This window comes from Mesorhizobium metallidurans STM 2683, from assembly GCF_000350085.1.
GTDB lineage: Bacteria > Pseudomonadota > Alphaproteobacteria > Rhizobiales > Rhizobiaceae > Mesorhizobium > Mesorhizobium metallidurans.
The window spans coordinates 1-11,888 of the sequence record NZ_CAUM01000028.1 but is presented as its reverse complement, the minus strand read 5'-3'; the positions used below and the strand labels follow the sequence as shown (position 1 = coordinate 11,888).

13 protein-coding genes and 1 pseudogene are annotated in these 11,888 nt (G+C 57.9%); 5 read left to right on the top strand and 9 right to left on the bottom strand.

Translation table 11 applies throughout. From position 1 onward, the window contains the following. The coding region (locus MESS2_RS05850; protein ID WP_040592243.1) for a hypothetical protein at positions 1-180 on the top strand (180 nt) is incomplete at its 5' end. An 88-nt stretch (positions 181-268) separates the two neighbouring features. Here the strand turns inward: MESS2_RS05850 and MESS2_RS05845 are convergent. The 3 genes from MESS2_RS05845 to MESS2_RS30660 all read right to left on the bottom strand — a co-directional run bounded on the left by MESS2_RS05845 (position 269) and on the right by MESS2_RS30660 (position 1,925). Beyond that, a complete protein-coding gene (locus MESS2_RS05845; RefSeq protein ID WP_008873201.1) occupies positions 269-502 on the bottom strand; it encodes a hypothetical protein in 234 nt (77 codons plus the stop codon). 305 nt (positions 503-807) lie between these two features. Then, the gene (locus MESS2_RS05840; protein WP_040592241.1) at positions 808-1,017 is read right to left on the bottom strand and encodes a hypothetical protein; all 210 of its coding nucleotides are present in this window, start codon (positions 1,015-1,017) and stop codon (positions 808-810) included. Between the two features lie 707 nt (positions 1,018-1,724). Beyond that, a complete protein-coding gene (locus tag MESS2_RS30660; RefSeq protein ID WP_008873199.1) occupies positions 1,725-1,925 on the bottom strand; it encodes a hypothetical protein in 201 nt (66 codons plus the stop codon). A 356-nt stretch (positions 1,926-2,281) separates the two neighbouring features. Between MESS2_RS30660 and MESS2_RS05830 the strand changes: the two genes are divergently transcribed. Continuing rightward, positions 2,282-2,761, top strand: coding sequence for a hypothetical protein (locus tag MESS2_RS05830; RefSeq protein WP_040592239.1), 480 nt, complete (start codon positions 2,282-2,284; stop codon positions 2,759-2,761). Positions 2,762-2,826: 65 nt separating this feature from the next. On the opposite strand, the gene MESS2_RS05825 is transcribed toward MESS2_RS05830, so the two are convergent. The 4 genes from MESS2_RS05825 to MESS2_RS05810 all read right to left on the bottom strand — a co-directional run bounded on the left by MESS2_RS05825 (position 2,827) and on the right by MESS2_RS05810 (position 5,631). Further along, positions 2,827-3,474: a LuxR C-terminal-related transcriptional regulator gene (locus MESS2_RS05825; protein WP_008873197.1), complete on the bottom strand. Its 648-nt coding sequence runs from the start codon at positions 3,472-3,474 to the stop codon at positions 2,827-2,829. Next, positions 3,471-4,811 carry a sensor histidine kinase gene (locus MESS2_RS05820; RefSeq protein ID WP_008873196.1) on the bottom strand — a complete coding sequence of 447 codons (1,341 nt, stop codon included), beginning with the start codon at positions 4,809-4,811 and terminating at the stop codon, positions 3,471-3,473. The genes MESS2_RS05825 and MESS2_RS05820 overlap by 4 nt, the downstream gene beginning before the upstream one ends. A gap of 173 nt (positions 4,812-4,984) precedes the next feature. Beyond that, on the bottom strand, positions 4,985-5,257 hold the full coding sequence (locus tag MESS2_RS05815) for a hypothetical protein (protein WP_008873195.1): 273 nt from the start codon (positions 5,255-5,257) through the stop codon (positions 4,985-4,987). 74 nt (positions 5,258-5,331) lie between these two features. After that, a complete protein-coding gene (locus MESS2_RS05810) occupies positions 5,332-5,631 on the bottom strand; it encodes a DUF1236 domain-containing protein (protein WP_008873194.1) in 300 nt (99 codons plus the stop codon). 1,140 nt (positions 5,632-6,771) lie between these two features. On the opposite strand from MESS2_RS05810, the gene MESS2_RS05805 reads away from it, so the two are divergent. Next, positions 6,772-7,023, top strand: coding sequence for a DUF6074 family protein (locus MESS2_RS05805; RefSeq protein WP_008873192.1), 252 nt, complete (start codon positions 6,772-6,774; stop codon positions 7,021-7,023). Between the two features lie 113 nt (positions 7,024-7,136). Here MESS2_RS05805 and MESS2_RS30655 read toward each other — a convergent pair whose 3' ends face one another. Further along, complete coding sequence (locus tag MESS2_RS30655; RefSeq protein WP_244439885.1) at positions 7,137-7,337, bottom strand: hypothetical protein; 201 nt, start codon at positions 7,335-7,337, stop codon at positions 7,137-7,139. 528 nt (positions 7,338-7,865) lie between these two features. Between MESS2_RS30655 and MESS2_RS05800 the strand changes: the two are divergent. After that, positions 7,866-8,705: pseudogene (locus tag MESS2_RS05800) on the top strand (aldo/keto reductase); the annotation flags it as partial. 136 nt (positions 8,706-8,841) lie between these two features. On the opposite strand, the gene MESS2_RS05795 reads toward MESS2_RS05800, so the two are convergent. After that, a complete protein-coding gene (locus MESS2_RS05795; RefSeq protein ID WP_083918385.1) occupies positions 8,842-9,978 on the bottom strand; it encodes a glycosyltransferase family 9 protein in 1,137 nt (378 codons plus the stop codon). A gap of 998 nt (positions 9,979-10,976) precedes the next feature. On the opposite strand from MESS2_RS05795, the gene MESS2_RS05790 reads away from it, so the two are divergent. Then, on the top strand, positions 10,977-11,750 hold the full coding sequence (locus MESS2_RS05790; protein WP_008873180.1) for a hypothetical protein: 774 nt from the start codon (positions 10,977-10,979) through the stop codon (positions 11,748-11,750). The last annotated feature ends 138 nt before the right edge of the window (positions 11,751-11,888 follow it).

The following is an 11,888-nucleotide window of genomic DNA, read 5'->3' as shown; positions in this document are numbered from 1 at the left end:
GACAACGAAAGGGCTGACCTTGATCGCCAAAAGGAAATTCAGGCCAACGCGCTCGCCCGGGAGACCGGAATCACCATGAACGAGGCGCTGACGCTTATCGAGTTGGTGGGACCTCATCGAGGAGCGATGCTGCGAGTGGCGAAAATGGTGCAGGCCCGAAAGCGCGGCGGCACATCATGACAAAGCTGGCGGACCCTGGTGCAGGTCGCGCAAAGGCATGCCCTCGGGGCCTGACCCGAGGATGTGCAGCTGTTTTAGGGTAACGACTTCAGGCGGTGCCTCCCACGCGCTCCGCGATGGCGAATGCCTGTAGGTTCCTGGCCTTGCCGTGGTCCTGTTCCGCATTCGAAATGATTGAAAAGAAAGCCGCGCGCGCAATGTCCTTTTTGGATGCCTTCGGATGCTGGCTCCTGACGGCGTTCAGCAACTGCTTCGGGCTCATGTCTGGCGTCACGACACGCATGAGCGTGTCGGCGATAGATTGCATCTCATCCGTGTTCATCGGTCCATGCTTCCTCGGTCCGCCGGCCGGCAAGATAGCAGCACGATCCAAATGCGGCCACTGCATTGCACTGGCGCGGTTGGCCTACACCACCCGCCGACCCTAGGCGATTGATCTAGGTCTTTCCCGGTTGTCTGTCATCGCCTGTGACCCGGCTTGGCTTCCTTCGTTCGCATGCTTCGCCGATATTAGCATTAACGCATATATTCTCACCAGCCGGAGAACCCCCCGCAAAGCCCTCCGGTGAGGCCCGGTCCCCGACCGTCTGATCCGGGGCCGGGCCTACTGCGCGATGACCCGGAGGACTACCTTCCCAGAGCTTGCCTGGACACCGATACAAGCTCATCCTCGTCAACGACCCCGGCCATGTAGTTTGCCAGGATCCTGGAGGCGATTGTCTCGCGTTGATGCTCGGACTGGCCCTCACCCTTCAGTCGGTCGAACACGCGGTTAAGGAGCGCCACTTCGGTTGGATCGAAAACACCCGAATCCCCGGCTTTTCGACGAATCGGCATGCAACTGTCCCACGTCAAGTGAACATCTCGCGGCTAATACTCGACCAGAACACGAAGCAAAGAAAGCACACAGTGGCTTCGCAAGGGCGCGTTTCGATCAAATCGCTTCCTGCCGCCGTCGCGGCGCGGCGCTGGCGTCCAGCACCAGCTCTACGGAAATGCCGACTGCGGCAGATATGCCGCCTGGGGTTTCGCGAGGCCAAGGCTGACGCGGCACTTTGCTACGATCTGTTCCTCGACTTCTGCGACAACCAGGACGACGCCCTGTGGAGGGCTCTTTCCGACAAGCTCCTTCGGAGCATTAGCGAATGTGCCGAGAAGCCAACCCGCGAAGGCTCCACAAGCCACACCACCGAAAACTGCCGTGGCCATCCATCCTGCTCCGAGAGGAACCCCACCATAAACCGCCAAGGACATAGCGGCCAACAGACCGGCCGAGGCCCCAAAGGCCGCTCCAACGGCAGGGATGGCCGAGACAACTCCCAGATCATCATTCGGAGGCCAGAATACAGTAATGTTTTCCCGAGGCACTCCCGTCAGCAGCAGGGTTCTGACTGCGCTGGCGGCCTCCGAACGAGAATCATAAATCCTGCTAACCGTTTCCATGATTGGTCATCTACCGTGGTTCATCAACGACGCGGGCAACCAGCAGTCGTCGTGATCGATACGAACGTCCCTGAAAGGCTGCAATTGCAATCCACACGGACTCATCTTGCTGAGCTACCGTCTACAGTCATGACCGCGCGGGCAGGGACAGTTGAGAGCGAGCGTTCATTGGTCTCTTCATTCAGGTACAGGGCGCCGCCTAGAACCACGAACACAATGCCAATTGCCATTAATCCGGCCATGAAGACCGCTATCGCGGTGCCCGGACCATTGCCGGTGTTGACATAGCGGGGCTGCTGCATTTCTTGCCCTCCCCCGAGGGTATGGCTGTAAACAGAGCCGGAAACGCCAGTGTCAAGCGGACGTTCCCACGCCGGGCCTTTAGACCGACAGGCTCGGACTTCTGAACACGGCAAATTAAGACCAAGGTCTGATTGTTGACGGTCGGGAAGGCCGGAAGAATCTGTGGTGAGGAACGAAACCGGGAGAAGGGTCGTTTCAAGGGGATCGAATGTTTGATGATATGCTATACCGGCGTTCGGTTTGGTGAAGAGGGCCAAACGACAAAAAAACCATGCTAGACTAGTTGATTACCATGAGACATGAGGCCCGGCCGCCGAGCTTATGCTTCTGTCCTCGCCACAAAGGGAGAAGCAGAATGCCCATTCCCTCGTTGCGTTGGTTTTGCCGGCTCATCGCTTCTGCTGCCTTGGCGCTGATAGCCATGGCTTACACCATTGAACTCGACCATGCGGGGTTCCCTGGGATTGAACCCGTTGCTGCTTACGCAAAAAACAGCGGAGGCGGCAATGGCAACGGCAACAATGGAAACGGCAATGGCAACAACGGCAATAGCAATAGCAATAGCGGCAACTCCAATGGCAATGACAGCGGTGACAGTGACGATAGCGGCGATGATGCAAGCGACGCCGGCAATGCCAGCAGCCAGGCAAGCAGGGTAAATCGCGCGACTGGTGACAAGGTGACGGTCCGGGGCAACGTCATCGAGGTTGTCCACCCCGACGGCATCAGTGAAAAAATCGAGGCTGGCCGGTTCAGGATGAAGGATGCTCAAGGCCGCACTATCATAGATCGCGCACTAAAAGCGTCTGATGTGACGCGATTAAAAGCCCTGTGACGTCAAGGCGTCAGCAATATTCCTGTAATTCCAAACCTCAATTCACGGTACACTGGTGCGTTATGTCAGCTAGCCTTGGTCTTGGACTCATGCATTAGAAGCGCGGCCTCGGTGCGATTGCGAACCTTGAGTTTGGCAAGAATGCGCGTCATATGATGTTTAATCGTCTTCTCCTGCAGGAAGAGCCTCTTTGCGGCCTCCTTGTTGCTCAAGCCTTCCGCCACCAGCGAAAGTATTCCAATTTCCCGGTCGGAAAGCTGGCCAATAAGATCCACTTTCCGGGTCGCGGGCTGCATTAGCTCGTTCAACAATTGCGCCGACAGCATGGGCGAAACGTACCTTTCTCCGGCAGCGATGCATTTCAGGATATCAGCCAGCGAGCTCGAACGGACCCCTTTCAGAACATAGCCACGAACGCCAGTCTTGAGTGCGAGCGCCAGATCGGCACTTGCTTCCGATACAGTGAGAATTACGATCTTCTGGTCCGGGTACTTTGCCAAAATGTTCGCGGCGGCCTGCAGTCCTCCGCCAGGCATGCTTATGTCGAGCAGCATCACGTCCTGCTGCCCATTCCCGGCGAGCCTTTCAGCATCGGCGGCGGTGGCTCCTTCACCAACGATTTCAAAGCCACCGATTTCACGGAGGCTGCGTGCGACACCCTCGCGAAAAAGCGGATGATCATCGACAATAGTGATGCGGACCACAGCGCTCATTGTTGTTCCTCGATTGGCAGGGTGACGGTCAACCGCGTACCCTTGGTGCTGGAAGACGTTTCGAAATGTCCGCCAATGCTCTCTATGCGCTCCCGCAGGCCGGCGAGGCCGAGCCCTTGGCTTGATGCCAGATCGAAGCCAGGGCCGCCGTCCGAGACTTGTATTTTGAGCTTCCCGCCCGTCAGCGAGGCGTCGACCGCCTGGTCCTTGCCATTTGCATGACGCCATGCGTTGTTCAAACCCTCCTGGGCGAAACGATAGATGCTGATCCTTTCGGATGTTCCGAGTTCAGGGAGCCTGGCGGGAAGTGTAAGCGATACCGAGGATGCTGTCCGGCGTTGGTGCTCGGTAACGGCAAGGCGCAATATGTCCCCAACTGCCGCGGTTTCGATCTGTGGAAGCACAAGGCCGTTGCAGATGGCGCGTATCTCGCGCATTGCTTCGTCCAGCGTATGATGAATGTCTGCTATCTCGGCTTTGCGATCTCTCGATGGCGCGGCTGGATCGATGAGGTGAAGGCTGTCCATGCGCAGCGCCGCTAACGCGACAAGCTGAGCTGGGCCGTCGTGGAGATCCGCGCCAATGCGACGCAAATAGCGCTCGTTGATCGCCGTGGCACGCCGCGAGGCGCGCTGTACGCGATGGCGCAATTTCGAGTTTTGCGATAGCAGCTCTTGAAGTTCAGCTATTTTTGCTTCAAGCGCCAACCGCTGTTTCTGGATTGTGCGACTGCCGCGAAGTACGATGCCGGACAACATTGCCAGCGCCGCCGCCGTCGCTCCTCCCACGACAAGCCAGCTCGACCACAGGGCCGCGTTGAGGGTTTTCTGGAAGTCGTCGGCGATTTCGTAGAATTCCGAAACGGCAACCACATCGCCCGACCATGGCTCGCGCACCGGATTGTAAATCTCAAGCAGGGGGGAGTTGGCCACCTTCTGCTCCTGCCACTCGCTGTCGTCCGGCCTGTCGAATTCGGCGACTACATCTCCCTTGAACGCACGTATCAGGTTCGCACTCGGCTCAAACACCTGTCCGATCAGCCGTGGGTCCTTGGCGTATAGTATCTTGCCGTCACGCCCCCAGAGGTTGAACGAGACCAGCTTTTTTCCAAGCGCGCCCTGGTCCAGGGTTTCGTCGAGCGCTCGCCTGACACTGTCGCTGAGCAGCTGGCTTTTGCGCATGTCCGGCAGAAGCGGCGCAATCACGCTGTCGACATAAAGGGCGGTGGTGCCGGCGGAATTGCGAATAACGGCCTCCCTGATCTGCGATGTAACCCAAAGGCCCACCACCAGCATCGCCGCCAGGAGGGCGATGCCGCCAGCAATGAGGAACTGCAAGGCCAGTGAAAGCCTGCTCCAATGTTGATAGAAATTCTCAACGTATCGCACGGTTCAATTGATGCCTGGGTTTCACCAAGCCGTGTCTTCGCCTACCCTGCTTGGATGACTCGACATTTAGAACAGTTGGTTCTGCGAACAAGTGAAGCAGTGCCAGCATGTGATGTCGGGCTTCAAACCCTGTCCAAAAGCGACATTCCGTATTTGGACCAGATCCTTGCGCAATCGTTTGCGCGGAGGCTGCCGTTCGCCTTCTCGCCGAACGCCACAGTTGCTGACCGCACGATGTAGCACTCGGGTGCGGCTAACGCCACGAATTGAATCGCTTCGCCCAGTCTGCGAGGCGCCAGGTTGGCCTTCTGCTTGCGGCGGACATCGTATACACCTGATATTTGGGCGCCCTCATTCCTCCGTTCGAACATAGCTTCCATCAAATCATAGGGCATCCTGATCCCCTGAAGTTAATTCCACCGCCGCTCAAAGAAGGGCGGCGGTGGAGTTATTTCATTGCACAGCCATTTCACTGCAAGATCTTCACGATCTTGCGCGTGCCGGGATCGACCAGGACAGTCCGGTCGTCAACAACGACATAGCGATATTTCACATTCGGCACTTCATGCAGCTCGACCGTGTCGGGGAGGGCGGACCCTATGTTCAGTTCTACCCCTGGTATCTTGACCGAGGCGAGCGGCTGCTTCTTCACGTATTCGCGTACGATCGTTTCCTGCTCCGGCTCGATGATCACGTCCTGCGCGGCAACCGCTCCGACGCCGGCCAAAAGCAGGATTCCGGCAAGTGAAGTCGAAAAGGGGATTCTCATAATTCTCTCCTTGATGCGAGCGAACCGCAATTTGCATCACTCTCGCGGCTCTCTTCCTGTGATAGTCGGCGTTGATGCGGACACCTGGAGGCGAACGTGCCTTTCCCGACGATGTTCCCAATTCGGGCTTTGGTCCTAATGCTGATAGGACCTTTGCCGGATCTGGTTAGGACTTAAGCCTGCCCCGGCATGTAGAGGCCGAGGCGATTGTGTCGGGAGGCGCGTTCCGCAAGCCCGTTGCCGGCAAAAAGTGAGCCCGCGCTTCTGGCGGCGAAGCGCGGGCCCGATCGGTCTGTGGCCCGATCTTCGGCAGGGAGTGGAGGGCACTACCCGCCATTACTCGAACTTTTAGAGGCCGCTAATGTTCCCCAGGATCTTCAGCCGGCGTACTTCATTCTGATGTTTCGGCTCCGACCAGATTTGGCGCTTACCGTCCGGCAGGCGCACCCCAACCCCGCACCGTCCGAATGTTGATCGCAGGCACGCGGCAATTGAGGGTTCGCACCGCCGCGGCGGCGTGGCGGTGCGAACCCTATCGGCGCAGGAAGGGACGTAGCTGCGCAGATGCCATTGAAATCGACCCTCAGTTAACGAGCATGCCAATCGCCAGGAACGCCATGGAGGCAGCGAAGATCGGCGCCAGTAGCCAGCGGGCCTGGTAAACACTCTTCTCCATGGGGCTCCTCCCGTAACTTGCGGTGAGCAACGAGAACGAGCAGTCGCAGTTCCGGGGTGGCACATCTTCCCGCCCTTTGCGCGCGACACGCCGGACTTAAGTCCCATGAAAGACGGGCTGGGGATGGACTGAAGGCTAACCCAGGAACGTTCAAAGCTGTCTCAAGTTTGGGGTAGGCCTGGAGATGATGGCGTCAATCGCAGCGTCCAGGCGCACGCAAGATCGTCAAGATGATGGATTGACCTGAATGGCGTGGGGAGGAGGAGAAGCCCGCCGCTTGCAGGCGGCGGGCGACTTTCGCGCAACTAACACTCAATCGGAACATGAAGAAAGAAGCTCGCCGTGGCCGACCTGCCCGGTCCGGGCATCGCCAGGCGCGGCCTTAACGATCCGTTTCCGATTTTGGCGGTACGCCTTGTGTCGAAGATTAATTCTCGATTCATGGCGCCAGGATTGTTCCGTCGATGTCAGTTGTCGCGTTCCCGATCAGCCGAGAGATTTCCACTGTGCGGCTCATTGCCAACACCATTGGCCGACTTCATGGCGAGGATGCAGTCATATTCTGGCGGGAAACAGCCAGCCACCTGCTTTCAGTCGCGATCGAGCGAGGCTATGAAACCGAAGCTGCGCGCCATGAAGTCCGGCAGTTCTTTGACGCGGTTCAACTCACGTTGCACAAATCGCTGCCAGGGTTTGCGGACCAGGAGAAATTCTGAACATTGGAAAAGCGCTGCTGCCGTTCCCTTGGAACCCACCTGGACGCGCGAACGCGCCCGGCGCTGAAGGTCGGCTTGATCAACCTGGCGTGCTGGTCGCCAGCAAACCCGCCTTAAAAATAGCCGCAATAAGCGTAGGTGAACGAACGGCTCATCCCGAATTCAGTGACGCGCACACACGCCGGCTCACCGGACCATAGCGTCATCAAGCGGCCAGTCGCATTGGCGGCGGCTTTGAACGGTGAAGGCGCAACAGTGCTTTGGGACGCTGTAACCGTATTGCCGTGTATTTCTTCGACAACGTATTTTGGCATTATCAATCTCCAACCTAAGGGCGGATGCCGCGGTGTTGACGATCACTGAGAGGGCCCGCCGATCATTCGCGAAACGACGAGCCCTCCACCCCAGGCCCCGAGCCCACCGATGCAATTGCAATGCCAACCTTGTTGACCCATTTCGGGTCATTCCCCAGCGTAAGCGGTATTCAGCCGGCGTACTTCATTTAGATGTTTCGTCTTCAATTTCTCTCAGTACATGTTCGCCGGCCGGCGCCCCCCGCCAAGATCGCTGGTCAAGGCCCTGCGGCTGTAGCGTGTAGTCTGCCAGCCGCAGGGCCAAGCGCAGGTCCGCCGCGCTGACCACTGAAAGTGGCCGGCGACATTGCGTGTCTTGCCCTGATTCCCCGCCAAATCACGCAATGGACGGTACATTAGCGACAGCGAAAACACCGGATCAATATCGGAGGTTGTGGATAAACCGATCGGAACCGATCTGTGACAAAAATGCCGTAAGGGAAGGTTGCAACCGCCGGCATCGGCGGCCGAATGGCGCAGAAGGCGCCCGCCGAGGTTTACGGCCCCTATACAAGCGAAGAGCTCGTCGGCGAGGCGCTCGCGCCTTTCCGTGACCAAGTCACCATCGCCAGCAAGTTCGGTTTTGCGATTGACGGGACAATAGGGCTCAACAGTCGGCCGGAGCATATCAAACAGGTGGCTGAGGCATCGCTGAAACGCCTCAAGACAGACCGTATCGATCTGTTCTACCAGCAGCACCGGGTCGATCCGAATGTGCCAATCGAAGACGTCGCCGGCGCGATCAAGGACCTGATCCAGCAAGGCAAGGTTTTTGCACTTTGGTCTCTCCGAGCCGAGTGCAAGGACAATCCGCCTCGCCCATGCTGTTCAACCGGTGGCGGCAATCCAGACCGAATACTCGCTTATGGAAAGAGGCCCGGAACAAAACGGCGTCCTTGCCGCTTGCGAGGAGCTTGGAATCGGCTTCGTCCCTTGGGGCCTGGTTGGAATGGGTTACTTGACCGGTAAAATCGATGCCAGCACGAAGTTCGACCCAAAAACCGACCTTCGATCCGGGTTCTCGCGCTTCAGCCCTGAAAACCTGGCAGCAAATAAGCCGGTTGTTGATTTGCTGAAGCGGTTTGCAGAGAGGAAGGGGGCAACACCTTCTCAAATCGCATTGGCTTGGGCTTCTGGCGCGGAAGCCGTGGATTGTTCCGATTCCCAGGCACCCGCAACTTTGATCATCTCAACGAGAACCTGGGCGCCCTCAATGTCGAGCTGACGTCCGCCGATCTTGGTGAGATCGAAACGGCTTTCTCCACGATCACAATACACGGTGGGCGCATGAACGATGCGCAAATGGAGCTGGTCGACCAAACAGTTTGATCCGCCTGTTGGGTCACGCACGGCCGATTGACGACCAACGCGCGCAACAAAAAAGCCCGGGCGAACCGGGCTTTTGAACCTTGCGGCGGGACGGGGCGTCAAAATAACGGGATGGCTAGCGAAATGATTTCGCAGTTCAAACGGCGATGGGGTTACGACGGAGGACATCGATAAGCTCCAATGCCGACCTGGCGACATCGGCTACAGGCAGCCGTTGCACGCAATACACGCCACCGGTTTCGTCTTCCTTGCAGATGCCCTTGGCGATGCACTGGCATGGCATCGAGGGTCTCAGCGTCCGACTGGGCACGCCGAGAGGTCCCCAGATATCGGGCGATGTCAGGCCGAACAGTCCAACCACTGGCGTTTTTACAGCGGCGGCCAGATGCATCGGGCCGCTTTCGTTACCCAAAAACATGAATGCCTCGCTGAGCAGCGCGGCCAGGACCTCGAGCGAGGCCTTTCCCACAAGGCTGACCACTGGCGAGGTCGCGGCATCCAGTACTTTCTGCGCAATGGGAGCCTCGTCCGGGCCGCCGACGATTACCGCGGTGAGACCGCTCCTTTGGTAGATCTCACCAATTACCGAAGCGAACCGTTCTGGCTGCCAACAGCGGCCTTCGAAGCTGGCACCGGCATGCACCGCAATGAACGATCCTTTTGCCACATTGTTTCGCGCGAGCAACTCTCTTGCTTCGACTTGGCATGCCTCGATGGGCTGCAAGGAGGGTACCGGGTCTGCCAACTCGATTCCAAGTGCCGCAAGCGGGGACAGATACCGGTAGAGATAATGTTCTCCGCCATGTCCGTACGTGGCCGCAAAGACATTTGCAGGCTGCGTCTCCCAGAATCTTAATGGGTTCTCAGGCGGATCGAACCCGATGCGGATCGGAGCGTTTATAAGTCGCGTCAAAATTCGCGACGTCTTCGAGTCCGAGAGATCGATGGTCAGGTCGAATTTTTGCCGTCGTATCGTGGACGTCACTCTGTAGAGCTCGGACACTCTCTCATATGTGGTGCCTCGCATGCGTCGACGGCCAAACGGAATTGCCATGTCGGCAATGCCCTGAGCAACGACGAAGCGCTCGAGCCCGGCTGCGCACAAAAGCGCGATGGTTGCTTTTGGGTACGTCGCTCGAAGATGACGCGTGAGCACCGAGGTGAGAATAACATCGCCAATGAACTTGGTTTGATTAACCAGGATCGATTGGATGTTGGTTCTGGCCACGGCCCGATTTTCATCGTGGGTTGCCGTTGGTCTCCCCAGGCTCATGCCAGTGTCCCTGCAGTTAGCGCCAGCCCAGCCAGACAAATCATGACGAGCGCAACGCGCGTCGAAATGAGCCCCCGCGCCGACCAAAAACGCCAGATCGAAAAGACCAGCATCAAGGAGCCGATGATGAAAAGGGCGACGCGCATTTGCGACCGCAATGTGGCAGGGACATGTCAGCCGAGAATCTTTCGCTTAAGTTTCTTTAGCCAACCAGCCGAACCGCCGGGGGAGATATAATCGGGCGACACATAGCGTGGCTGTTGCGAGGTGCCGTTTAGATATAGCGGCGGGTCAACTTCCCCAACGAGATTGACGAACAGGCGCGATTTTTCAGTCGGCTGACGCACTGTGACGCCGTGGATTGATTCAATAGAATTGATAAAGAGGACACGGAGATTTTTTCGTATTTAATTGTCTCAACACATTCGAGATATTGGTCATCGACATATGCGTCCTGAAACAGGCCCGATCGTCGCTTTAACGTCGTGTCGATTAGCAGCGAGGTGCGCCGACCCATCCTTGATCACTATCCCTCGACGCGTAAACCGGCAGTCTGTATCGCCGGCCGTCTAGCGGGCCTGATCGCATCACTCCTGGCGGTTCAGATTCAATCTGTGCAGCGGTCATTCACCTCCGTTGATCCGGATCTTGTACGGATAGCCGAAGAGTTCATGGCGCTCGTGATCAGCGAGGCAGGTTTGAAGACAGGTTCTCCCGAGCTTAATCGTCCCCTGGCACCGCCGCCGTTGTCCGCGATTGGAAGCGACGCGTTCAACACGAGCATTTTGGTGGATTGGGCTGGTCTAACTGCGGTGCCGACCGCACTAGAAAAGGCATTTTGGCATCGCACGGTCGACATTGTTTCGTTGCGAGACGGGTGGTCAGACTGTAGAAACGCGCTACCTTAGTCATGTCATCCACCACGAGCAGCGTGGACACAAGCCGCTGATGAACGATGGCTGCCAGGGGGAGTATATGCCCGGGAAACATAGCGCAGCATGAATCCCGATGCACGGAAGCCGCTGCGCAAGCGCTTGTTGGATTACCTGCTTCTCGTGATTAAGCGGAAACTGGCATATCGCCTGCTGCACCCTCAGCCGCCACGGCACCCCGCGCCGCTTACAAAGCCGGTCTTCATCGTGGGCTCCGCGCCGGTCTCAAACCTGCCGGTGGGTTTTCGGCGCGATGCTTTCACCCTCTTTACCGTGAATGGCTCGCAGTCGGTCACGGCACGCTGGGGGATGGGTACTCCTGACGCGACATTTCTTTACGTCAACCAGCTTGACGCGACCAAGCCCAACGCCTTAGCCGTGCGCGCCATCTTGACCGGCCAGGAGACCGATCTGCTCTGGATTGTGCGCGCACACCGCACGATGGAGGAATTGCGCCGCAACATCGCGGCCTTCGACTACCGCTGCCGCGACCTGCGCAACATCACCCGTCACCAGCGCATGGCGCTCTACGAGGCGGTGATGGGCGTGCCCAATTTCGAGATGCATCTGGAGGAGAAGTTCTCGACCGGGATCACAGCGGTCCTTTACGCCTTGCACAACGGCGCGCCGGCCGTGATCATCACGGGCATTGACCCAGGTTCGCACGGCCATGTGTACAACGAGCTGAACATCGACCGGATGCACATCGGTTCCGACCGTACCACGCTGCTGGCGCTGTCGGCGCTCGGTTTCCCCCTTTATACGAGCGATCCACATGTGGCAGACTCGCTCGGTCTGTCACTCTGGACAGGCCAGATCGGGAGATGTGAGGTCCAATAATCGGGCTCGCCGCCATCATGATCGAGCTGCGCGCCGTCTCGAGGAAACCTTGGTCACATCCTTCGTCTCCAGCGAGACTTTCGGGGAAACGCATGGTTGCGTCCGATGTGTCGATTTCTGGAGTAAGGACAGTCGTCA